Below are 21,745 nucleotides of genomic sequence, written 5' to 3'. Positions count from 1 at the left end.
TCACGAACGAATGACCGGTCTGCCCTGGGATGCGTCGTACCGGGAGGGCCCCGCTCCCTGGGACACCGGCCGACCGCACCCGGCCGTCGTGCGGGTCGCCTCCGAGGGAGGCTTCACCGGATCCGTGCTCGATGCGGGCTGCGGGACCGGGGAGAACGCGCTTCACGTTGCGGCACTGGGATTGTCGGTCCTGGGTGTCGACGTGGCCGAGACGGCCCTGGCGATCGCCCGGACGAAGGCGGAGGACCGGGGAGTGGAGGTCGAGTTCGCGGCGGCCGATGCTCTCGACCTGGCGGGTGTGGGCCGCACGTTCGACACGGTGCTGGACAGCGGACTGTTCCACACCTTCGACGGTGCCGAGCGCTCGCGGTACGTCGCGAGTCTCGCGGCGGTGACCGAGCCCGGTGGCACGCTGTACGTGCTGTGCTTCAGCGACGGCGGACCGGACACCGGCCCGCATCCGGTCACGCGGGACGACCTGCGCGGCGCGTTCACCTCGGATGGCGGCTGGGCCGTCGTGCGCATCGAACCGGACCGGATCGAGACGCGATTCCACGACCACGGCGCGCCCGCCTGGTTCGCGACGATCAGACGGACCTGACTCCGCCTCAGCGCACGAACTCGCGCGCCAGCAGGTCCATCAGCAGGCCGTCGTCCCAGGTGCCGTCGTGGCGCAGCTCGTACTCGCGCATCACTCCGACGTCCTTGAACCCGACCTTCCGGTAGCAGGCGATCGCGGCGGTGTTCGCGACCGCCGGATCGATCACGAGGCGGTGGTGGTGATGGTCGTCGATCAGATGCGCGCACAACACCCGCACCACCTCGGTGCCCAGACCGCGGCCCTGAACCTCGGCAGACAGGAACAGGTCCAGGCCGGCGTGCCGGTATTCCGGATCGGGTTCGAAGTACCACTGGGCGAAGCCCACCACCCGGCCGTCCTCGAGCACCGTGTACTTGGTGGTGTCCGGTTCGGTGACCTCCGGCCAGTCGTCGTCCGGCATCTGCCACCACCGGCGCACCTGCGGCTCCCGGTGGATCTCGCGCAGCCGGGCCCGGTGCTCCGGTCTCAGCGCGGTCAGAACCACCCTCGGACCGTGCAATTCGGGCGCGAGTTCAGGACTGTGTGCCATGAGTTCAGTGTTACCTGAAACAATGGGCGCCGTGACTGCGACGATCCTGGATGGCAAGGCAACCCGAGACGAGATCTTCATCGACCTGAAGGCCCGGGTGGACGCACTCAAGGCCAAGGGCATCACCCCCGGGCTGGGCACGGTCCTGGTCGGTGACGACCCCGGTTCGGCCTCCTACGTGCGCGGCAAGCACGCCGACTGCGCGAAGGTCGGCATCAACTCGCTGCGCCGTGACCTGCCTGCCGACATCACGCAGGCCGAGCTCGAGGCCGTTATCGACGAACTCAACGCCAACCCGGAGTGCACCGGCTACATCGTGCAGCTTCCATTGCCCAAGCACCTCGACGAGAACGCCGCGCTCGAGCGCATCGACCCGGAGAAGGACGCCGACGGCCTGCACCCGGTCAACCTCGGCCGGCTGGTGCTCGGCAAGGAGTCGACGCTGCCGTGCACCCCGCGCGGTGTCGTGCACCTGCTGCGTCGCTACGAGGTGCCGATCGACGGCGCCCGCGTCACCGTCGTCGGTCGTGGCGTGACCATCGGCCGTCCGATCGGGCTGCTGCTGACCCGCCGCTCCGAGAACGCCACCGTCACCCTCTGCCACACCGGCACCAAGGATCTGGCCGCCGAGGTGCGCCGCGCCGACATCGTCGTCGCCGCCGCCGGCGTCGCGGGCCTGATCACCGCGGACATGGTCAAGCCGGGTGCCGCGGTCCTCGACGTCGGCGTCAGCCGCACCCCGGAGGGACTGCGCGGTGACGTCGCCGACGATGTGCGCGAGGTCGCCGGCTTCATTTCCCCCAACCCCGGTGGCGTCGGACCGCTGACCCGCGCGTTCCTGCTGAGCAACGTCGTCGAGCGCGCCGAGCAGCTCGCCGCCGAGTCGGCCTGACCGACGTGAGTGCCCGGGCCGGCTCCGCGAGCCGGTGGTTGGGGTTCGCCCGCCGCAACCTGCCGCTGCTCGTGGTGGCGGCCGTCGTGCTGGTCGGGATCGGATTCGTGCTCGCCGACCGGTGGCGTCGAGGTGCCTTCGTGTTCGGCATCGCGACGCTGCTGGCCGCCGGGTTCCGGCTCTGTCTGCGGCCGGAGGAGGTGGGCCTGCTCGCCGTGCGCGGGCAGGCTTTCGACGTCACCGCACTGACCCTGGTCGGGGGCACGATCGTGTGGCTCGCCGTCTCCATCGACCCGCTCGGGACCGGCTGAGCCGCACCCGAGCGAGCAACAGGCGCCCCGAGCCGGCCGCCGAAGGCGTGCGCCGGTGATGCCGCCAGGCGGCAGCACCGGCCCGGCGGCGACTACGGGTTGGCGCGGATCGTCCGGGCCAGCGCCAGGGTTTCGTCCATCAGTTCGGTGACCCACTCGACCTCGGTGAGGAAGCCGTCGTGCCCGGCGGGTGAGTGCACCACCCGCGCACCGTCACAACCCGGGAGCATGTCCGCCATCTCCAGGACCTGGTTCAGCGGCATGATCCGGTCGGTGTCGATGGCGCCGACGATCACCGGGACCGGGGTCGACGCGAGGGCGGCGGGAATGCCGCCGCGGCCGCGGCCGACGTCGTGCTTGTTGGCGCAGTGGGTGAGGGTGACGAAGGAGCCGGCGTCGAAGGTTGCCACCAGTTTGTTCGCGCAGTACTCGAGGTAGCTCTGGACCGCGTACCGGCCGCCGTTCCAGATGTCCTCGCCGTCCTGTGCGGCATTCTCGAACTGGTCGTCCAGGGCGGCGGCGCCGCGGTACGTCAGGTGCGCGAACCGGCGGGCGATGTTCAGCCCGTGGTCCGGCGAGGTGCCGGTGCCGTAGTAGTCGCCGCCGTGCCAGTTCGGGTCGGAGGCGATGACGTCGATCTGGGCGGTGTGGCCGCCGATCTGGTCCGCGGTCGCGCGGGGGCTGACCGCGAGGATCAGCGCCGACGCGATCCGGTCCGGGTGGCCGATTATCCATTCGAGGGCACGCATGCCGCCCAGCGAGCCGCCGACGACGGTCGCGAACCGCTTGATGCCCAGCTTGTCCGCCAGTACGCGTTCCGTTTCGACCTGGTCGCGAACCGAGATCGCGGGAAACCGCGAGCCCCAGGCGCGGCCGTCCGGTGCGGGCGAGGAGGGTCCGGTCGTGCCGCGGCAACTGCCGAGCACGTTGGTGACGAGAACACACCATTCGTCGGTGTCGATCGGGGCGCCGGGGCCGACCATGCCCTCCCACCAGCCGGGGGTGGGGTGTACGTCGTCGGCGGGGCCGACCACGTGGGAGTCCCCGGTGAGAGCGTGTTCGATCAACACGATGTTGTCCAGGTCGGGGCTCGGCTCACCCCAGCACTGAACGGCGATCGTGACGTCGGGCAGTTGCTCGCCCGACTCGAGGTGCAGCGTGCCGATCTCGAGATGGACCATGGTCCCGTCTGTCGGCGGAAACGCCAGGAGGGGCCGAGTGTCAGGCGACAGGGTGGTTGTCGCCGCGGCGAAACCGGCAGCCCCAGCGGGGCGCCGGCGGATGCCACCGGGCAGCGGGTGGGTCGTGGTCGGATCTGTTGCTGTAGGGAGCACGGCGCGATGTTATCGAGCTGAGACACTCCCGATGAGGGCATTGGCGAAACTGGGTCTCGCCCCGGCGTTCAGCCGATGCGACCTGCTCGGGCCAGCGTCATCGTCTCCCCGAGCAGGCCCGTCACCCACGCCGCCTCGGTGAGGAATCCGTCGTGTCCGTCGGCGGAGTGGACCACGCGCAGCCCGTCGCAGCCGGGCAGCAGGGTCGCCAATTCCTCGAGTTGGCGCAGCGGGAACAGTCGATCGGAGTCGATGCCGCCGACGATCACCGGGACCTGTGTCGAGGTCAACGCGGCCGCGACCCCGCCGCGCCCACGACCGACGTCGTGCCGGTTGATGACGTCGGTGAGCACCACGTAGGTGCCGGGGTCGAAGCGGTCCGCCAACTTCGCCGCCTGGTGGTCGAGGTAACTCTGCACCGCGTACCGGCCGCCGGCTCGGGGGTCCTCACCCGGCTGGGCGTCGTTCGCGAAGCGCCAGTCCAGGCCCACCTCGGCACGGTAGGTCAGGTGCGCGATCCTGCGCGCCAGGGCCAGGCCGGCCTCGGGGGAGCGGCCGGTGTCGTGGTAGTCGCCGCCCTGCCAGTCGGGGTCGCCGGTGATCGCGGCGATCTGGGTGCTCTGGGTGCCGATCTGGTCCGCGCTCGCGCGGGCACCGACCGCCAGGACCAGCGCGGCCTCCACCCGTGTCGGATGGCCGACGATCCATTCGAGGGTGCGCATGCCACCCATCGAGCCGCCGACGACTGCCGCGAAGCGATCGATTCCGAGCAGGTCCGCGAGCGCGACCTCGGCGGCGACCTGGTCGCGGATGGAGATCGCCGGGAACCGCGACCCCCACGGGGCGTTGTCAGGTGCCCGAGACGAGGGGCCGGTGGAGCCGTCACACCCGCCGAGTACGTTCGCCGCCACCACGCACCATTCCTCGGTGTCGATCGGCGCGCCGGGTCCGACCTGCTCGTTCCACCAGCCGGCGACGGGCAAGCCCGGCCCCGCCTCGCCGGTGACGTGGGAATCGCCGGTCAGGGCATGCTCGACCAGCACGATGTTGTCGCGGGCCGGGGTCGGCGTGCCCCAGCACTGGACGGCGAGGACGACGTCGGGGAGCACGACACCGTTCTCGAGGTGCAACGGTCCGATGTCGATCGTGATCCGTGTCCCGTCCGTCGGGAGTGGCCATCGCGCTCCCGACGCTGCAGGCGCGGGCTGCCCGTTGGGTGCGGAGCGTACGGGCGGCGGGTCGGTCTCAGACACGTTTCCGATGCTAACGATTTGGTGTTGAGGGCGCCACGAACCACGCGCGTGTCGTGACATCCGCCCGCCGGGACGGGCCCGGTGTGGGGTGTCTAGCGGACGCGGCAGTCGGTGCGGTGTGCCCTGGCCAGTGCCATCGTCTCGCCGAGCAGGGTGGTGACCCACGCCGCCTCGGTGAGGAATCCGTCGTGACCGTCCTTCGAGTTCACCACCCGCAAACCCTCGCATCCGGCGAGGTGGGTGGCGATCTCCCGCTGCTGCCACAGCGGGTAGAGCCGGTCCGAGTCGACGCCACCGACGATGGTCGGGACGGTGCAGGAGGCCAGTGCCGCCTCGACGCCGCCGCGACCGCGACCGATGTCGTGGCGGTTCATCGCCTCGGTCAGCAACACGTAGGTGCCCGGGTCGAAACGGGCCACCAGCTTGTCGGCCTGGTGCTCGAGGTAGCTCTGAACGGCGTAGCGGCCGCCGTCGAGCGGGTTCTCGCCCTGTTGGGCGTCGTTCGCGAAGCGCGCGTCGAGTTCGCTCTCCGTGCGGTAGGTCAGGTGCGCGATCCTGCGCGCGATACGCAGCCCGGCCTCGGGTCTGCGGCCCGTGCCGTGGTAGTCGCCGCCCAGCCAGTCCGGATCGGAGGTGACAGCTGCGATCTGGGTGGTCTGCGTGCCGATCTGATCCGCCGTCGCGCGGGCGCCCACGGCCAGGACGAGTGCGGCCGCCACCCGCTCCGGCTGGCCGACGATCCACTCCAGGGTGCGCATGCCGCCCATCGACCCGCCGAGCACCGCGGCGAACCGTTCGATGCCGAGCCGGTCCGCGAGCGCCACCTCGGCGGCCACCTGGTCGCGGATGGAGATCGCCGGGAACCGGGATCCCCACGGTCGGCCGTCCGGGGCGATCGAGCCGGGGCCGGTGGTGCCGCGGCAACCGCCGAGCACATTGGTGGCCAGCACGCACCACTCGTCGGTGTCGATGGGCGCGCCGGGGCCGACCATGCCGTCCCACCACCCGGGCGACGGGTTGTCGGCGTCGGCAGGCCCGGTCACGTGTGAGTCACCGGTCAGTGCGTGCTCGACGAGCACCACGTTGTCGCGGGTCTTGTTCGGTTCGCCCCACACCTGCACGGCCAGAGTGACGTCGGGGAGCACCGCGCCGCTCTCGAGCGTCACCGCGCCGATGGAGACGGACGTCAGCCGCCCGTCCGGCGACGGGAATCCCTCGTGGGACCCGGCCGGACGGGCGCCCGAAACGGAACCGATCGTCAAGATGCCGCCGCCGCGAAACCGGTTTCGAGGTCGGCCAGGATGTCGTCGATGCCCTCGATGCCGACCGCCAGGCGAACCAGGCCCGGGGTGACGCCGGACGCCAGCTGCTCCTCCGCGCTCAGCTGGGCGTGGGTGGTCGACGCGGGGTGGATGACGAGTGAGCGCACGTCGCCGATGTTAGCGACGTGGCTGTGCAGGGTCAGGGCATCGACGAACTTCTTGCCCGCCTCGACACCGCCGGCGAGTTCGAACGCGACGATCGCGCCCGCGCCCTTCGGGGCCAGCTTCTGGGCCCGCTCGTACCAGGGCGAGCTGGGCAGACCGGCATAGGAGACCGAGGTGACCTCGTCCCGGCCCTGCAGGAACTCGGCAACCGCGGTGGCGTTCTGCACGTGCCGCTCGATGCGCAGGCTCAGGGTCTCGATGCCCTGGCTGATCAGGAACGCGTTGAACGGCGAGACCGCCGACCCGAGATCGCGGAGCAGCTGGACCCGCGCCTTCAGGGCGTAGGCCGGCGCACCGAGGTCGGCGAACACGACGCCGTGGTAGCTCGGGTCCGGGGTGGTGAAGCCGGGGTGGCGACCCTGAGTCCAGTCGAAGGTGCCGCCGTCGACGATGACACCGGCGATCGCGGTTCCGTGGCCGCCCAGGTACTTCGTCGCCGAGTGCACGACGATGTCGGCGCCGTGCTCGAGCGGGCGCAGCAGGTACGGGGTGGCGACGGTGTTGTCGACGATCAGCGGGATGCCGGCGGCGTGCCCGACCTCGGAGATGCCGGGGATGTCGAGGACGTCGTTGCGCGGGTTCGCGATGGACTCGCCGTAGAACGCGACCGTGTTCGGGCGGATCGCGGCCTTCCACTGCTCCAGGTCGTCCGGATCCTCGACGAAGGTGACCTCGATGCCGAGCTTCGGCAGTGTGTAGTGGAACAGGTTGTAGGTGCCGCCGTACAGGCTCGGGCTGGACACCACGTGGCTGCCGGCGCCCGCGATGTTCAGCAGCGCGAACGTCGACGCGGCCTGCCCGGAGGACAGCAGCAGCGAGGCCACGCCGCCCTCGAGCGCGGTGATCCGCTGCTCGACCGCGTCCTGCGTCGGGTTCATGATCCGGGTGTAGATGTTGCCGGGCTCGGCGAGCCCGAACAGCGCGGCGGCGTGGTCGGTGTTGTCGAACGTGTACGAGGTGGTCTGGTAGATCGGCAGCGCGCGTGCCTTGGTGGTGGCGTCCGATGTCTGGCCGGCGTGGATCTGCTTGGTCTCGAAGGTCCAGTTGGCGGTCGGATCGGTTGCGTTCTCGCTCATGAGTTGGCTCTGCTCCAAGAGTGTCGGGAGATGAGGCGCGGCAAGGGCGCCCGGGGCTGACTGGGGCCTATCTGCGACAACAACACATGGTGAAACCTCCGGTGGGTCGTGGCCCGGTTGGTGGGTCCGTCCCAGCGGACCCGCGCTTGTCCTCCGTTCCGGAGGACCAGGTCATCACCCGGGGCACCCCACCGCGGATGGAGGGTTGCCGACCAGCGAGCCGGGGCTTGGCACTGGCACTCATGACCTGGCAGCGATCTTAGCGGTACCGGTCACACCCTCGACAACGGGTTCGGTTCACGCGGGCAGCAATTCTGCGATCAGCGCCTCGACGAGTGCGCGGATCTCGTCCCGGATCGGGCGGACGTCGTCGAGGCCCTTGCCTGCGGGGTCGTCGACGGCCCAGTCGCGGTAGCTGACGCCGGGAAACCACGGACAGGTGTCCCCGCAACCCATGGTGATCACCACGTCGGACGTCTGCACCGCGTCGGTGGTGAGGACCTTCGGGCTCTGCGCGGAAATGTCGATCCCGACCTCCGCCATCGCGGCCACGGCGGCCGGGTTGACGGACTCCGCCGGTGCGCTGCCCGCCGACCTGACCTCGATCGCGTCTCCAGCGAGGTGTGTCAGGAAGGCGGCGGCCATCTGGGAGCGGCCGGCGTTGTGGACGCAGACGAACAGGACGCTGGGTGTCATGCGGGCACCTTTCGGGAGAATCGCCCACGCAGGGCGAGCGAGACGTAGACGAGCCCGACCAGGACCGGGACCTCGATCAGGGGACCGACCACACCGGCCAGCGCCTGCCCAGAGTTCGCGCCGTAGGTGGCGATCGCGACGGCGATGGCGAGTTCGAAATTGTTGCCGGCGGCGGTGAACGCCAGCGTGGTCGTGCGTGCGTAGCCGAGTCCGAGGGCGGCGCCCAGCAGGTAGCCGCCGCCCCACATGATCGCGAAGTAGGCGAGCAGGGGGATGGCAATCCGCACCACGTCCCACGGGTGGGAGGTGATCTGGTCGCCCTGCAGCGCGAAGAGCACCACGATTGTGAAGAGCAGTCCGTACAGGGCCCACGGGCCGATCCTCGGCAGGAAAGTCGACTCGTACCAGTCGCGGCCCTTGGCCTTCTCTCCGTAGCGGCGTGTGAGGTAGCCGGCAACCAGTGGCAGACCGAGGAAGATCAGCACCGACTTCGCGATCTGCCAGGGCGAGGCGTCGATGGTGGTCTGCTCGAAACCCAGCCAACCGGGCAGCACCGACAGGTAGAACCAGCCGAGGACGGCGAACATGATCACCTGGAAGACCGAGTTGATCGCCACCAGCACGGCGGCAGCCTCGCGGTCGCCGCAGGCCAGGTCGTTCCAGATGACCACCATCGCGATGCAGCGGGCCAGGCCCACGATGATCAGTCCGGTTCGGTACTCGGGTAGATCCGGAAGGAAGATCCAGGCGAGGGCGAACATCAGCGCGGGCCCGAGGATCCAGTTCAGGAACAGGGAGCCGACGAGGAGCCTGCGGTCCCCGGTGACGGAGCCCAGACGGTCGTAGCGGACCTTCGCCAGGACCGGATACATCATGATCAGCAGGCCGAGGGCGATCGGCAGCGAGATGCCGTCGACCTGCACCTTCTCGATCGCGGTGTTGATCCCCGGGAGTGCGCGGCCGAGCATCAGTCCGGCGACCATGGCGGCGCCGATCCAGACGGGTAGGTAACGGTCGAGGGTGGAGAGCCTGCCGACCGGAGTTGTCGTGGTCACCGGACCGATGCCGCGGTCAGCAGCACGACGTGGAGGACGCCGCGGTGCCGCAGCAGGTGCCGCCCGAGTTCTCCTCGCCGGCGGCGAGCAGTTGCGGGCTGGTCCCGAAGGTGTCCGAGTCGGCGAGGACGGTGTAGACCTCCCATTTCACGCCGGCCGGGCCGGTCACCCACACCTTGTCCTGGGTGGCGAAGCAGCAGGTGGTGTTCATCTCCTCCTCGGTGAACAGGCCCTCTCCGGAAAGGCGGGCGATCTCCTGGTGCACCCGCTCGGTCGACTCGACCTCGACGCCGAGGTGGTTGATGGTGCCGCCCTTGCCGGGGTTCTCCAGCAGCACCAGTTTGAGGGGCGGCTCGGTGATCGCGAAGTTCGCGTAGCCGGGCTTGCGCTTCGCGGGTGCGGTGCCGAACAGCTTGGAGTAGAACGTGATCGCCTGGTCGAGGTCGTCGACGTTGAGGGCGAGCTGGGCGCGGGACATGGCGGCCTCCTCGAAGTGCCAACCTTTGTGGCATATGTCGAATTACTTGCGGGGTCCAGGGTGCGCCACCTTCTTGACATATGTCAAGAGGCTGGGATGATCGGACTCATGCCCAAGGCGCTGCCCGTGCTCGACGTGACCGCACCGATCTGCTGCGCGCCGGTGTCCGCCACCCCGATCTCCGACGACGACGCGTTGCAGCTCGCGCTGCGGCTCAAGGCGCTCGCGGACCCCGTCCGCGTCAAGCTGCTCTCGCTGCTGCTGACCGCCCCCGACGCGGAGATGTGCACCGGGGACCTCGCCGTCCCGCTGAACGTCGCCGAGTCCACCGTCAGCCACCACCTCGCGCAGCTCCGCAAGGCGGGGATGGTCGAGTCCACCCGGCACGGGATGAGCGTCTGCCACAGGGTGCGCCGGGACTCCCTCGACGCGCTGCGGGCGGTGCTCGACCCGAACTGCTGCGCCTGACGCGCCCGGGCCGCAGGGTGGTGACCTGCGCAACACGGCTAAAGTGCTGGTCGCACGCTTGCACGACCTAGCTGGGAGCCTGAAGTGAAGGACGCCGCGACGGCGCTGACCCGAGGGCTGAACGCCCGCCACATCCGATTCATCGCGCTCGGCTCGGCCATCGGGACCGGACTGTTCTACGGGTCGGCCGGGGCGATCGAGAAGGCCGGGCCGTCCGTGCTGCTGGCCTACCTGATCGGCGGCGCCGCCGTCTACATCGTGCTCCGGGCGCTCGGTGAGATGGCCGTCAGCAACCCCGTGTCCGGCTCGTTCGGGGAGTACGCGCGCCGGCACCTCGGCCCGCTCGCCGGATTCATGACCGGGTGGACGTACACGTTCGAGATGATCGTCGTCTGCCTCGCCGATGTCACCGCGTTCGGTGTCTACATGGGCTTCTGGTTCCCGGACGTGCCGCGCTGGATCTGGGTGCTGGCGATCGTGTTCTTCATCGGTGCGCTGAACCTGCTCAGCGTCAAGGTGTTCGGCGAACTCGAGTTCTGGTTCACCCTCGTCAAGGTGGCCGCGATCGTCGCGATGATCGCGGCAGGGATCGCGATCCTGATCTTCGGGTTCGGCATCCACGACACCGGCACCGGAGTGAGCAACCTGTGGGCCGAGGGCGGCTTCTTCGCGAACGGCTTCGGCGGGTTCGTCGCCTGCTTCGCGATCGTCATGTTCGCGTTCGGCGGCACGGAGATCATCGGCATCACCGCCGGTGAGGCCGAGGACCCGGCCCGCACGATTCCCCGCGCCGTGAACACGGTGCCGGTGCGGATCATGCTGTTCTACGTCGCCACCCTCGCAGTGATCATGGCGATCAACCCGTGGCACACGATCGGCACCGAGGGCAGCCCGTTCGTGCAGATCTTCGAGGCCATCGGCATCGGTCCGGCCGCCGCCGTGCTCAACGTCGTCGTCATCACCGCGGCGCTGTCCGCGATCAACAGCGACATCTTCGGTGCGGGCCGGATGATGTACGGGATGGCGCAGCGCGGCCAGGCGCCCGCGGTGATGGCGAAGGTGACCCGGGGCGGGGTGCCGTGGATGACGGTGGTGGTGATGATCGGGGCGCTGCTGCTCGCGGTGCTGCTCAACTACCTGATCCCCGAGTCGGTGTTCGTCGTCATCGCCTCGATCGCCACGTTCGCGACGATCTTCGTGTGGGTGATGATCCTGCTGTCGCAGTACCGGTCGCGGCGCCGGATGAGCCCGCAGGAGACGGCGGCCCTGAAGTTCCCGGTCCCGCTGTGGCCGTACGGGCAGCTGGCGGCGCTGGCGTTCCTCGGCTTCGTGATCGTGGTGCTCGCGTTCGATGCCGACTCGCGTGTCGCCCTGGTGGTCGGCGCCGTGTGGCTCGCCGGTCTCACGCTCGCCTACCTGCGCTTCGTCCGCCCCCGCGTGGCCGCGGCCGACCCCGTCCCGGTACCCGTCGACTGACCCACGCCCGCGCTCATCGTCGCTCCCGCATCGGGATCCGGATCCCGTGTGCGGCGGCCACCTCGACGGCGCGGTCGTAGCCGGCATCCGCGTGCCGCAGTACCGCCGTCGCCGGATCGTTGGAGAGCACCCGCTCGATCTTGCGGGCGGCGAGGTCGGTGCCGTCGGCGACGCACACCTGCCCGGCGTGGATCGACCGGCCCATTCCGACACCACCTCCGTGGTGGATCGACACCCACGACGCCCCCGACGCGGTGGAGACCAGGGCGTTGAGCAGCGGCCAGTCGGCGATCGCGTCCGACCCGTCGGCCATCGCCTCGGTCTCCCGGTACGGCGACGCCACCGACCCGCCGTCGAGGTGGTCGCGGCCGATCACGACCGGTGCGGACAGTTCCCCGGAGGCGACCATCTCGTTGAACCGCAGACCGGCCAGGTGCCGCTGCCCGTGGCCGAGCCAGCAGATCCGGGCGGGCAGCCCCTCGAACCGCACCTTGTCGCCGGCCAGCGTGATCCAGCGGTGCAGGTGCGCGTCGTCGGGGAACAGGGCACCGATCGCCCGGTCGGTGGCGGCGATGTCGGCCGGGTCGCCGGACAGCGCGACCCACCGGAACGGGCCGCGGCCCTCCTCGAACAGCGGCCGGATGTAGGCCGGTACGAACCCGGGGAACGAGAAGGCCCTTTCGTAGCCGCCCTTGCGGGCCTCGTCGCGGATCGAGTTTCCGTAGTCGAAGACCTCGGCGCCGGCACGCTGGAAGCCGACCATCGCCTGGACGTGGAGGGCCATCGACGCGCGCGCCTGCTCGGTGAACCAGCCGGGATCCTTCGCGGCCAACCGGTGCCAGTCCTCGACGGCGATCCCGACGGGTAGATAACTCAGCGGGTCGTGCGCGGAGGTCTGATCGGTGACCACGTCGACCGGTGCCCTCATCCTCAGCAGCTCCGGAAGCACCTCGGCGGCGTTCCCGCACAGGCCGATCGAGAGCGGCCTGCGGTCGTCCCGAGCGGCGACCGCGAGAGTCAGCGCCTCGTCGATGTCGGCGGCTTCGACGTCGAGATAGCCGTGGTCGATCCGGCGGGCGATGCGGGCCGGGTCGACCTCGACGACGATCGCGACGCCGCCGTTCATGGTGACCGCGAGCGGCTGCGCCCCGCCCATGCCGCCGAGGCCCGCGGTCAGGGTGACGGTGCCGGCGAGGGTCCCGTCGCACTGCGGGCGGCGACCTGACGCGGCCAGGCGACGGGCGACGGCCCCGAACGTCTCGTAGGTGCCCTGCAGGATGCCCTGGGAGCCGATGTAGATCCACGAGCCCGCCGTCATCTGCCCGTACATGATCAGCCCGAGGGACTCGAGCCGGCGGAACTCCTCCCAGTTCGCCCAGTCCCCGACGAGGTTCGAGTTGGCGATCAGCACCCGCGGCGCCCACTCGTGGGTGCGCAGCACACCGACCGGCTTGCCCGACTGGACCAGCATGGTCTCGTCGTCGGCGAGGCCGGTCAGGGTCGCGACGATCGCGTCGAACGCCGCCCAGTTGCGCGCGGCCTGCCCGGTGCCTCCGTAGACCACCAGGTCGTCGGGACGTTCGGCGACCTCGGGATCGAGGTTGTTCATCAGCATCCGCAGCGCCGCCTCCTGCGGCCAGCCGCGGCACGTCAGGGTCGATCCGCGCGGGGCGCGCACCGGACGGGGACCGGAGCCTCGGGTCGGGTCGTGTGTCGTCACGGCAGTGGGAAGCGGGTCGCGGCGATCGAGTCGAGGTTCATGCCGTCGTGCCCGATCAGCCAGTAGCCGCCCTGTCGTTTGCAGGTGGCGATCTCGTCGACGATTCGGAGCAGGAAGTAGAGGGACTCCTCCGGGATCGGGGTGGACGCCAGCTGGTGGGACTCGCCGGGGCGGACCATGTCCAGCCACACCCCGGACCGGCCGTCCAACCGCAGGCCGACGACGTGCGCGGCGTCGACGAACTGATACTTGCGCTGCTGCCACGGCGTGCCGTGCGCATAGCCCTGCTCGAGCACTTGGATCAGTACGGTCATCGACCCTCCCGACGCTGCGCAGGCGATGCCGGTGAACCCACACCGCCAGAGGTCATTATCCCGCTGGTCACACCCGTAAATCCAGGGTGTCGGCGGCGGGTGATTGGATGGTCCGGTGGTGCATGCGGTGTGGTCCCCCGGGGCGGGAGTGATGCTCTGGCGCGACGCCGCCGCACCGGATGACGGCGTCGACCTGCCGTCGCCGCTGCCCGGGCTGCTCGGTCGCAGGTTCCGGCACCGCGCCACCGTCGCCCTGCCAAACGGGGACGGCACGCTCTCCGACGTCACGGTGCCCGCGCTGGCGCTCGCCCCCGCCGACGCGGCCTCGCTGCTGCTCGACCTGCCCGCCGCTGATCCGCGCCTGCCCGGCGACCTCCGCTACCTGGTGCACGTCGCGCGGGGTGTCCGACGGTGGGTGGATGCGGGCCGGGTGGTGCCGGAACTGCGCCGCGAGGACGGGCACTGGTGGGCGCGGTGGCGGCTGCTCGGCGGGGACCGGCAGCGCGCGTGGCTGGCCGAACTCGCCGTCGCGATGCCCGGAGTCCTGCGCGCCGCCGGCGGCAGGCAGGCCCTCGACGACTTCGTCGAGGCGCTCACCGACCCGATCGCGCGGGACCGGCTCGGCGGTCGCGAGGGCTCGCATCCGCTGCTGCACGCGCTGCTGACCGACAGCCCGCTCGTGGCACCTAACGAACAGCCCTCCCCGCAGTCCGGCGGCGCGCAGGCCGAGGCCCGGCTGGTGAGGTGGCGCGAGTCGCTCGCGGTCGAGGAGCCGGACCTGGTGCTGCGGCTCGTCGAACCGGACGAAGCGGCGTGTGGCGGCGCGGCCCCCGACCCGGAGGAGGTGCTGTGGCGGCTGGAGGTGTGCCTGCGGCCGGTCGGGGAGGCGCCCGCGCCGGTGCCCGTCCGGTACGCCGACCCGGATTCCATGCGGATCGCGTTGCGCGGGCTCGGCGTCGCGATGGAGGCGTACCCGCGGCTGCGGGCGGTCCCGTCCGACCCGGACAGCCTGGACCTGCTGCTGCCGCTGGCGGTGGTCACCGACCTCGTCGCGCACGGTGCCAGGGCGCTGGCCGTGGCGGGGGTGACGCTGCTGCTGCCACGGGAGTGGGTGATCGCCGCCCCGTCGCTGCGGTTGAAGGTGACCAGTCCGCCGGTGCTGCTCGACACCGACGACCGGGCGGTCGGACTGGGTCAACTGCTGTCCTACAACTGGGAACTCGCGGTCGGTGATCACGTGCTCACGGCCGACGAACTCGACCGGCTGGCACGTTCGACGTCGGACCTGGTGCGGTTGCGGGGCCGGTGGGTGCAGGCCGACGGCGCGGCGCTCGCGAAGGCGGCCAGGTACGTCGGTGCCCGCGCGGACGACGACTCCACACTCGGCGGGCTGCTGGCCGAACTCACCGCCGGGCCGCCGCCGCTGCCGGTGCAGGAGATCATGTCGACCGGATGGGCTGCGGCGCTGTTCGATTCGCGGTCCCGGCCGGCCGGGGTGCCCACGCCGGCGGGTTTGACCGCGACGCTGCGGCCGTACCAGCAGCGCGGACTGGACTGGCTGGCGTCGATGCACCGGCTCGGGCTGGGGGCGATCCTCGCCGACGACATGGGCCTCGGCAAGACGGTGCAGGTGCTGGCGCTGCTCGCCCACGAGCGGGAGGTGCTCGACCCCGGGACGCGTGACGTGCCACCGACGCTGCTGGTGTGCCCGATGTCGGTGGTGGGGAACTGGCAGCGCGAGGCGGCGACGTTCACGCCCGGACTGCGGGTGCACGTCCACCACGGTGCCGCGCGCCTGCGCGGGGAGGCGCTGGCGGCCGCGGCGGCCGACCACGACCTGGTGGTCACCACCTACGCGCTGGCCGCGCGCGACGTCGACACACTCCGCGAGATCACTTGGGGAAGGGTCGTTCTCGACGAGGCCCAGCACGTGAAGAACTCCGGGACCGCGCAGTCGCGGGCGGTCCGGGCGATTCCCGCCCGGCATCGGCTCGCGTTGACCGGCACGCCGGTCGAGAACCGGCTGGAGGAGTTGCGCGCGATCCTCGACTTCGCCAATCCCGGGCTGCTCGGCTCGCCGCAACAGTTCCGGGCCCGATTCGCGGTGCCGATCGAGCGCGAACACGACGAGGGCACGCTCGCCCGGCTCAAGACCGTCACCGCGCCGTTCGTGCTGCGCCGCGTCAAGACCGATCCCGCGGTGATCTCCGACCTGCCCGACAAGTTCGAGATGACGGTGCGCGCGAACCTGACCGTCGAGCAGGCGAGCCTGTACCGGGCGGTGCTCGACGACATGACCGCACGACTGCGGGACGCGCAGACCCCAGCGGGACGCAAGGGCGTGGTGCTCGCCGCACTGACCCGGCTCAAACAGGTCTGCAACCATCCCGCGCACTACCTGGCGGACGGGTCGGCGGTGCTGCGGCGCGGACGGCACCGGTCCGGGAAGCTCGCGCTGGTCGAGGACATCGTCGACGCGGTGCTTGCCGACGGCGAGCGGGTGCTGCTGTTCACCCAGTTCCGCGAGTTCGGCTCGATCGTCACGACCTATCTCGCCGAGCGATTCGGAGTGGACGTCCCGTTCCTGCACGGCGGGGTGTCCCGCACCGCCCGCGACGCGATGGTGCACGCGTTCCAGCACGATCGTTCCGGCCCGGACACCCCGATCATGGTGCTCTCACTGAAGGCCGGCGGCACCGGCCTGAACCTGACTGCCGCCAATCACGTTGTGCACCTTGACCGGTGGTGGAACCCGGCGGTCGAGAACCAGGCCACCGACCGGGCGTTCCGGATCGGCCAGCGCCGCGATGTGCAGGTGCGCAAGCTGCTGTGTGTGGGCACCCTCGAGGAACGGATCGACGCGATGCTCACCGGCAAGGCGGAACTTGCGGACCTCGCCGTCGGGGTCGGGGAGAAGTGGATCACCGAGATGAGCGACGACGAGCTGGCCGCGCTGATGATGCTCGGCGACGACGCGGTGGGCGAATGAGCGGCCGCGGGGTGCCACGACGGCCCGCGGGGTCGGGGTGGGGGCGGTCGCTGCTCGGCGCGATCGAACGCGCCGCGCCGGGCGCCCGGCTGTCTCGTGGCCGCAGTCATGTGCGGGCCGGTCAGGTGCTCGGGGTGCGGTTGGCTCCGGGGCTGGTGATCGGGGAGGTGCAGGGTTCGCAGAACGAGCCGTTCACTGCGACGTTCACGTTGCGCCGCCTGGACCCGGACGCGCTCACCGAGCTGGTCGACCGGGTCCGCGGGACGGCGGGCGTGCTCGCCGCGGTGGCGTCGGGGGTGGTTCCCGCCGAACTCGGTGAACTGTTGCTGCCGATCGGCCCGGGCGACGTCGACTTCGGGTGCACCTGCCCGGACCAGGGCTGGCCCTGCCGGCACGCGGCCGCGCTGGTCGCGGTGACGGCGGAGCGTCTCGACTCCGACCCCACCCTGCTGCTCACGCTGCGCGGGGTCGACCTCGACACCCTGATCCGCGGCGTCGACGAGCGGTCGGAGGAGGCGCCCGACCTCGGCGACTGGTTCGGTGACGACGCCGTCCTCCCGGCGCTGCCCCGGCTCCCGTTCGCGCCGGCGCCGCAAGATCTCAACCCCGTGCATCTGCGGGCCGCGTTGCGGGCGACCGCGGCCGAGGGGGACGACGTGGCGCGGGCCCTGCGCGACCTCGACGCGCTGTACCGGGCACTCGGCGGCGAGTAACCGGACGTCCGAATCCGGGCGGACAATTGTCCAGTCACATCCCTTGCCCAGTCACCTCCCGTCGAAGAATGCCGAGAGTGCTGGGACCGGGTTTGCCGCGGTGGTCGTGTTAGCCACTGCGACGACGATCACGACCAGGGACAGCAACGTCCAGAACACGCCGAACGAGCCCATGAGGCGTCTCGTTCGCCTGTCGGACGATCCCGTTCGCGCGCACGTCGTCCACGACGCCACGCTCATGCCGAGGAGGACAGCCGCCACGATCGTTGCGATCACGGCCATCGCCGCGTGGTATCGAGAAAAGTCCCTGATCATCACATCGAGGGCGGGCAGGGTCTGGTCACCCGCACTCGGGGAGTCGGCCAGTTGTCGCCGGACCTCACCGAGCGTCCCGGCGAGTTCTCCGTCGGTTTCGCCGACCGGCAGCATCGAGATCAGCGAGGAGAAGGGCGCGACCGTTCCCTGGATGTTGGCCATCACCAGCACCAACGAGACCTGCGCGAGCATCGTGGCGAGAACACCGGCCGACGCGAGCGCGGCACGCCTTCCCGACCCCACACCGTCGGTTTTCAGGAACGCCTTCCAGAGCAGAACCGCGAGCGCGACGAGCACGGCCAGCAGGAGCACAGCGATCACAGCCTTGGCGACGTGGTACCGGAACCAGTAGTCGACCAGCGTCTCCAGTCCGGGGGAGAAAGCCCGGTCGCCGGACCTCCAATAGCCGTCGAACGCCTCGCGGAGGGTGGCGGCGAGGCTGCCCTGGTCGAAGAGGCCTCCGCCGGGCCTGCTGCCCGCCAGCACGCGCGGGGCGAAGACGAACGCGGCGACGAGGACTGCCGTGAGGACGAGGAGCGCAGCGAGTGCGCGACCGGGTATGCCGGCCGATCGCGCCGGGAAGGATGGGGGGTCCGCCGGCGAGGACATCTTCGGTGTGCGCTTCATGATCGGCGACCAGTCGGAGCCGGCGTCCGCGGTTCAGTCGGTCCGTTGTCGTTCTTCGCTTCCGGCGGCAACTCGGCACCTCCACCTGTGCGGGCGGCCGCTCGGGGAGTCCGGAAGCCCTTGACGATCAGCCAGGCGGCGAGCGAGAACTCCCACACCGAGATCGGGAGCGCGGCGAGTCCGGCGGGCGCGGTGCCCTGGGCGTAGACGCCGCAGAATATTGCGATGTCGGAGGCGAGCAGCAGTGGGGCACCGACGAGGCCGACGACGGGGATGATCCGCGGCACGAGACCGGAGCGCAGCAGTACGTAGCCCAGGCACAGCGCATTGACCACGGGCATCAGGCTCTGTCCGAGCAGGAACGTCCAGTTGTGGACTGCGACGAGTGCCCGGCCGGCCGTGACGAGCGAGGCCTCGTCCCGCACACCAACTCCAGCGCTGTCTTCGCGCAGGGTGATGACCGACAACAGGCTGATGGCACCGACCATGATGAGGCTGCCCTCGAGTACTCGGGCAGCCACGAAACCGAGGGCCGCCGGCTCGCTCTGACGTCGTGCCACCGGGAACAGCGTGACGGCGGTACCGATGCACGCGAGCGCCAGGACGACCTCGAGAAATGCACCCCACAGCACACTGTCGGGGTTTCCGGCACCGAGAACAAAGTTCGGGTTGTCCAGTATCGGCTCGTAAAGCCACAGGGTGGGAATCGAGGTGACGAAGGTGACGAGGTACAGCGCGCCGGCGATGCGCGCAGTCGTCGCCCCGGTGGTGCCGACCGGTCCTTGTGCCTCAATCGCCGGCGGAGTGAATGCGGCGGTACTCATGTCGGTACCTCTCCTGACTCGGTGGTGTACGCCGTACACTTTCCCTTGAAACGGTAAGTGTACGATGTACACCTGTCAATGGTGCCGTGCACCATGCACCCGCGAGTGCGGCAAAGTGCCGCACGGACAGGGGTACTGGCTGCTCGCTGTGTACGGCCACGCCCTGCCGAGAAGCTCGACTGGGCAAGGAGGAGGCGATGTCTCGCGACACCCAGGGTCGCGCTCGCATACCGCTCAACCGCGATCGGGTCCTGCGATCGGCTGTTGTGCTGGCGGACGAGGTCGGTCTTGCGGGGCTGAGCATGCGGCGACTGGCGCAACAGCTCGGGGTAGTGCCGATGGCGCTGTACAAGCACATCGCGGACAAGGACGAGCTACTCGACGGCATGGTCGACCTCGTCATCGACGAGTTCACGCCCCCCGATCCGGCCCTGGATTGGAAGGGTGGCGTTCGGGAACGCGTACTCGCGGCGCGACGAGCAGTGCTGCGCCACCCATGGGCGCGGCAGGCGATCGAATCCCGCACGCGGCGAACGCCGGCGGTGCTGCAGTACATGGATTCGGTGGCCGGCATGTTCCGTGCGGGCGGGTTCTCCGTCGACCTCACCCACCACGTGATGCACGCCCTCGGCAACCGCATCTGGGGGTTCAGTCCCGAACTGTTCGACGAACCGCACGACGATCACGCGCCGCCGCCCGACCCACAGGCACTGCAACAGATGGCGGCCGAGTTCGCCCAGCGGTACCCGCACATCCTCGAGATCACGCTGGCCGCCACCCACGGCGACCTCTCGGGTGTCGGCCAGGGCTGCGACGAGCAGTTCGAGTTCGAGTTCGCGCTCGATCTGCTGCTCGACGGCGCCGAGCGCCTGCATCGCCGGGGCTGGAGCTCTACCGGGCGCGGCCGGAACGCGTCGTTCCCCGCCCCGTAGAGCGTCGGCACCGCCACCCGAGCGGGGTGCCGGCTCTAGACATACGTGGACTTCCAACTATAGGATGGGCACATATTCGAGCACCCGTGATCCGGGCGCGGTTTCCTCCGGTGGCCTTCCCTTCAGTCAGGACAGGAAAAATGGTTCAGGAACTCACTCACTTCGTCGGCGGCAAGCGCGTCCCCGGCACCTCCGACAAGTTCGGCGACGTCTACGACCCCAACACCGGCGAGGTGCAGGCACGCGTGCCGCTCGCCGACAAGGCCGAGACCGAGGCGATCATCGCCAACGCGGTTGACGCTCAGCGTGAGTGGGCGGCGTTCAACCCGCAGAAGCGTGCCCGCGTCCTGATGAAGTTCCTCCAGCTCGTGCAGGAGGAGATGGACTCGCTCGCGCGGCTGCTGTCCTCGGAACATGGCAAGACCATTCCCGACGCCAAGGGCGACATCCAGCGCGGCCTCGAGGTCATCGAGTTCGCGCTCGGTGCTCCGCACCTGCTCAAGGGCGAGTACACCGAGTCCGCCGGTACCGGCATCGACGTGTACTCGATGCGCCAGCCGCTCGGTGTCGTCGCCGGCATCACCCCGTTCAACTTCCCGGCGATGATCCCGCTGTGGAAGGCCGGACCGGCCCTCGCCGCCGGCAACGCCTTCATTCTCAAGCCGTCCGAGCGCGACCCCTCGGTGCCGCTGCGGATCGCCGAGCTGTTCGTCGAGGCCGGGCTGCCCGCCGGTGTGTTCAACGTGGTCAACGGCGACAAGGAGGTTGTCGACGTCCTGCTCACCGACGACCGGATCAAGGCTGTCGGCTTCGTCGGCTCCACCCCGATCGCGCAGTACATCTACGAGACCGCTGCCGCCCACGGCAAGCGCGCCCAGTGCTTCGGTGGCGCCAAGAACCACGCCATCGTCATGCCCGACGCCGACCTCGACGAGGTCGCGGATGCCCTGATCGGCGCCGGCTACGGCTCCGCGGGCGAGCGCTGCATGGCGATCTCGGTCGCCGTCCCCGTCGGCGAGGAGACCGCCGACGCGCTGGTCGCCAAGCTCACCGAGCGGGTCGGCAAGCTGAAGATCGGCCGCAGCGACGACGAGGGCGCCGACTTCGGCCCGCTGGTCAGCAAGGACGCGCTCGACCGGGTGAACAACTACATCCAGATCGGCCTCGACGAGGGCGCCGAGGCGGTCGTCGACGGCCGCGGCTTCACCCTCGAGGGCCACGAGAACGGCTTCTTCGCCGGTGCGACGCTGTTCGACAAGGTCACCACCGAGATGCGGATCTACAAGGAGGAGATCTTCGGTCCGGTGCTGCTCGTCGCGCGGGCCGCGGACTACGAGGAGGCGCTGCGCCTGCCCACCGAGCACGAGTACGGCAACGGCGTGGCGATCTTCACCCGCGACGGGGACACCGCCCGCGACTTCACCAACCGCGTGAACGTCGGCATGGTCGGCGTCAACGTCCCGATCCCGGTGCCGATCGCGTACCACACCTTCGGCGGCTGGAAGCGGTCCGGATTCGGCGACCTCAACCAGCACGGTCCCGACTCCTTCCGCTTCTACACCAAGACCAAGACGGTCACGCAGCGGTGGCCCTCCGGCACCAAGGAGCACGCGACCAACCACTTCGTCATCCCGACGATGGACTAGGCGGTACCC

Annotated in this window: 21 protein-coding genes and 1 riboswitch; of the genes, 9 read left to right on the top strand and 12 right to left on the bottom strand. The window is 70.1% G+C overall.

The features are described 5' to 3' along the window. The first annotated feature begins 10 nt into the window (after positions 1-10). A complete protein-coding gene (locus ACWDUM_RS00390; RefSeq protein WP_450132457.1) occupies positions 11-601 on the top strand; it encodes a class I SAM-dependent methyltransferase in 591 nt (196 codons plus the stop codon). Between the two features lie 7 nt (positions 602-608). On the opposite strand, the gene ACWDUM_RS00385 is transcribed toward ACWDUM_RS00390, so the two are convergent. After that, complete coding sequence (locus ACWDUM_RS00385; protein WP_450132456.1) at positions 609-1,130, bottom strand: GNAT family N-acetyltransferase; 522 nt, start codon at positions 1,128-1,130, stop codon at positions 609-611. 31 nt (positions 1,131-1,161) lie between these two features. On the opposite strand from ACWDUM_RS00385, the gene ACWDUM_RS00380 reads away from it, so the two are divergent. Both ACWDUM_RS00380 and ACWDUM_RS00375 read left to right on the top strand, forming a co-directional pair. Continuing rightward, entirely contained in the window at positions 1,162-2,022 is an 861-nt protein-coding gene (locus ACWDUM_RS00380; protein WP_450113473.1) for a bifunctional methylenetetrahydrofolate dehydrogenase/methenyltetrahydrofolate cyclohydrolase, read from the top strand. 5 nt (positions 2,023-2,027) lie between these two features. Beyond that, complete coding sequence (locus ACWDUM_RS00375; RefSeq protein WP_450113474.1) at positions 2,028-2,333, top strand: DUF3017 domain-containing protein; 306 nt, start codon at positions 2,028-2,030, stop codon at positions 2,331-2,333. A 92-nt stretch (positions 2,334-2,425) separates the two neighbouring features. Here ACWDUM_RS00375 and metX (ACWDUM_RS00370) read toward each other — a convergent pair whose 3' ends face one another. From metX (ACWDUM_RS00370) to ACWDUM_RS00340, 7 genes are all read right to left on the bottom strand, one after another. After that, positions 2,426-3,541 carry a homoserine O-acetyltransferase MetX gene (metX, locus tag ACWDUM_RS00370; RefSeq protein WP_450133296.1) on the bottom strand — a complete coding sequence of 372 codons (1,116 nt, stop codon included), beginning with the start codon at positions 3,539-3,541 and terminating at the stop codon, positions 2,426-2,428. A 194-nt stretch (positions 3,542-3,735) separates the two neighbouring features. Then, positions 3,736-4,920: a homoserine O-acetyltransferase MetX gene (gene metX / locus ACWDUM_RS00365; RefSeq protein ID WP_450132455.1), complete on the bottom strand. Its 1,185-nt coding sequence runs from the start codon at positions 4,918-4,920 to the stop codon at positions 3,736-3,738. Positions 4,921-5,012: 92 nt separating this feature from the next. Then, the gene (metX, locus tag ACWDUM_RS00360) at positions 5,013-6,182 is read right to left on the bottom strand and encodes a homoserine O-acetyltransferase MetX (RefSeq protein ID WP_450132454.1); all 1,170 of its coding nucleotides are present in this window, start codon (positions 6,180-6,182) and stop codon (positions 5,013-5,015) included. After that, a complete protein-coding gene (locus ACWDUM_RS00355; RefSeq protein WP_450113477.1) occupies positions 6,179-7,483 on the bottom strand; it encodes a bifunctional o-acetylhomoserine/o-acetylserine sulfhydrylase in 1,305 nt (434 codons plus the stop codon). Before ACWDUM_RS00355 ends, metX (ACWDUM_RS00360) begins: the two co-directional genes overlap by 4 nt. A gap of 137 nt (positions 7,484-7,620) precedes the next feature. After that, positions 7,621-7,731: riboswitch (SAM riboswitch) on the bottom strand. A 49-nt stretch (positions 7,732-7,780) separates the two neighbouring features. Beyond that, positions 7,781-8,179, bottom strand: coding sequence for an arsenate reductase ArsC (locus ACWDUM_RS00350; RefSeq protein WP_450132453.1), 399 nt, complete (start codon positions 8,177-8,179; stop codon positions 7,781-7,783). Then, a complete protein-coding gene (gene arsB / locus ACWDUM_RS00345) occupies positions 8,176-9,243 on the bottom strand; it encodes an ACR3 family arsenite efflux transporter (RefSeq protein WP_450133295.1) in 1,068 nt (355 codons plus the stop codon). Before arsB ends, ACWDUM_RS00350 begins: the two co-directional genes overlap by 4 nt. A gap of 7 nt (positions 9,244-9,250) precedes the next feature. Further along, positions 9,251-9,712 (bottom strand): ArsI/CadI family heavy metal resistance metalloenzyme, encoded by a 462-nt coding sequence (locus tag ACWDUM_RS00340; RefSeq protein WP_450132452.1) that lies wholly within the window; start codon positions 9,710-9,712, stop codon positions 9,251-9,253. Positions 9,713-9,820: 108 nt separating this feature from the next. Between ACWDUM_RS00340 and ACWDUM_RS00335 the strand changes: the two genes are divergently transcribed. Continuing rightward, positions 9,821-10,180 (top strand): Rv2640c family ArsR-like transcriptional regulator, encoded by a 360-nt coding sequence (locus ACWDUM_RS00335; RefSeq protein WP_450113548.1) that lies wholly within the window; start codon positions 9,821-9,823, stop codon positions 10,178-10,180. Positions 10,181-10,264: 84 nt separating this feature from the next. After that, on the top strand, positions 10,265-11,656 hold the full coding sequence (locus ACWDUM_RS00330; RefSeq protein ID WP_450132451.1) for an amino acid permease: 1,392 nt from the start codon (positions 10,265-10,267) through the stop codon (positions 11,654-11,656). 13 nt (positions 11,657-11,669) lie between these two features. Here ACWDUM_RS00330 and hutU read toward each other — a convergent pair whose 3' ends face one another. Together hutU and ACWDUM_RS00320 are read right to left on the bottom strand one after the other, a co-directional pair. Beyond that, positions 11,670-13,334 (bottom strand): urocanate hydratase, encoded by a 1,665-nt coding sequence (gene hutU / locus ACWDUM_RS00325; protein WP_450132450.1) that lies wholly within the window; start codon positions 13,332-13,334, stop codon positions 11,670-11,672. 38 nt (positions 13,335-13,372) lie between these two features. Then, on the bottom strand, positions 13,373-13,690 hold the full coding sequence (locus tag ACWDUM_RS00320; protein ID WP_450113483.1) for a hypothetical protein: 318 nt from the start codon (positions 13,688-13,690) through the stop codon (positions 13,373-13,375). 151 nt (positions 13,691-13,841) lie between these two features. Here ACWDUM_RS00320 and ACWDUM_RS00315 point away from each other — a divergent pair, with 151 nt between their 5' ends. Together ACWDUM_RS00315 and ACWDUM_RS00310 are read left to right on the top strand one after the other, a co-directional pair. Next, the gene (locus ACWDUM_RS00315; protein ID WP_450132449.1) at positions 13,842-16,679 is read left to right on the top strand and encodes a DEAD/DEAH box helicase; all 2,838 of its coding nucleotides are present in this window, start codon (positions 13,842-13,844) and stop codon (positions 16,677-16,679) included. Further along, a complete protein-coding gene (locus ACWDUM_RS00310; protein WP_450113484.1) occupies positions 16,676-17,392 on the top strand; it encodes an SWIM zinc finger family protein in 717 nt (238 codons plus the stop codon). The genes ACWDUM_RS00315 and ACWDUM_RS00310 overlap by 4 nt, the downstream gene beginning before the upstream one ends. 51 nt (positions 17,393-17,443) lie before the next feature. Here ACWDUM_RS00310 and ACWDUM_RS00305 read toward each other — a convergent pair whose 3' ends face one another. Both ACWDUM_RS00305 and ACWDUM_RS00300 read right to left on the bottom strand, forming a co-directional pair. After that, a complete protein-coding gene (locus ACWDUM_RS00305; RefSeq protein WP_450132448.1) occupies positions 17,444-18,334 on the bottom strand; it encodes a hypothetical protein in 891 nt (296 codons plus the stop codon). Then, on the bottom strand, positions 18,331-19,158 hold the full coding sequence (locus ACWDUM_RS00300) for a DUF4386 domain-containing protein (RefSeq protein ID WP_450132447.1): 828 nt from the start codon (positions 19,156-19,158) through the stop codon (positions 18,331-18,333). Before ACWDUM_RS00300 ends, ACWDUM_RS00305 begins: the two co-directional genes overlap by 4 nt. A gap of 197 nt (positions 19,159-19,355) precedes the next feature. On the opposite strand from ACWDUM_RS00300, the gene ACWDUM_RS00295 reads away from it, so the two are divergent. Together ACWDUM_RS00295 and ACWDUM_RS00290 are read left to right on the top strand one after the other, a co-directional pair. Next, positions 19,356-20,090 (top strand): TetR/AcrR family transcriptional regulator, encoded by a 735-nt coding sequence (locus tag ACWDUM_RS00295; RefSeq protein ID WP_450132446.1) that lies wholly within the window; start codon positions 19,356-19,358, stop codon positions 20,088-20,090. A gap of 140 nt (positions 20,091-20,230) precedes the next feature. After that, the gene (locus ACWDUM_RS00290; RefSeq protein ID WP_450132445.1) at positions 20,231-21,736 is read left to right on the top strand and encodes a CoA-acylating methylmalonate-semialdehyde dehydrogenase; all 1,506 of its coding nucleotides are present in this window, start codon (positions 20,231-20,233) and stop codon (positions 21,734-21,736) included. Positions 21,737-21,745 lie beyond the last annotated feature (9 nt).

It is taken from the genome of Rhodococcus sp. NPDC003322, from assembly GCF_053589555.1.
Note: the sequence above shows the minus strand (reverse complement) of the source record. Positions and strands in the feature narration are given on the sequence as shown.

Bases quoted from the DNA above. Each gene is read 5' to 3' on its own strand.
- ACWDUM_RS00340 (WP_450132452.1), bottom strand. From the start codon at position 9,712: ATGTCCCGCGCCCAGCTCGCCCTCAACGTCGACGACCTCGACCAGGCG.
- ACWDUM_RS00335 (WP_450113548.1), top strand. From the start codon at position 9,821: ATGCCCAAGGCGCTGCCCGTGCTCGACGTGACCGCACCGATCTGCTGC.
- ACWDUM_RS00305 (WP_450132448.1), bottom strand. From the start codon at position 18,334: ATGAAGCGCACACCGAAGATGTCCTCGCCGGCGGACCCCCCATCCTTC.
- ACWDUM_RS00355 (WP_450113477.1), bottom strand. From the start codon at position 7,483: ATGAGCGAGAACGCAACCGATCCGACCGCCAACTGGACCTTCGAGACC.
- ACWDUM_RS00385 (WP_450132456.1), bottom strand. From the start codon at position 1,130: ATGGCACACAGTCCTGAACTCGCGCCCGAATTGCACGGTCCGAGGGTG.
- ACWDUM_RS00310 (WP_450113484.1), top strand. From the start codon at position 16,676: ATGAGCGGCCGCGGGGTGCCACGACGGCCCGCGGGGTCGGGGTGGGGG.
- ACWDUM_RS00290 (WP_450132445.1), top strand. From the start codon at position 20,231: ATGGTTCAGGAACTCACTCACTTCGTCGGCGGCAAGCGCGTCCCCGGC.
- ACWDUM_RS00320 (WP_450113483.1), bottom strand. From the start codon at position 13,690: ATGACCGTACTGATCCAAGTGCTCGAGCAGGGCTATGCGCACGGCACG.
- ACWDUM_RS00315 (WP_450132449.1), top strand. From the start codon at position 13,842: ATGCTCTGGCGCGACGCCGCCGCACCGGATGACGGCGTCGACCTGCCG.
- ACWDUM_RS00390 (WP_450132457.1), top strand. From the start codon at position 11: ATGACCGGTCTGCCCTGGGATGCGTCGTACCGGGAGGGCCCCGCTCCC.
- ACWDUM_RS00350 (WP_450132453.1), bottom strand. From the start codon at position 8,179: ATGACACCCAGCGTCCTGTTCGTCTGCGTCCACAACGCCGGCCGCTCC.
- ACWDUM_RS00295 (WP_450132446.1), top strand. From the start codon at position 19,356: ATGTCTCGCGACACCCAGGGTCGCGCTCGCATACCGCTCAACCGCGAT.
- ACWDUM_RS00300 (WP_450132447.1), bottom strand. From the start codon at position 19,158: ATGAGTACCGCCGCATTCACTCCGCCGGCGATTGAGGCACAAGGACCG.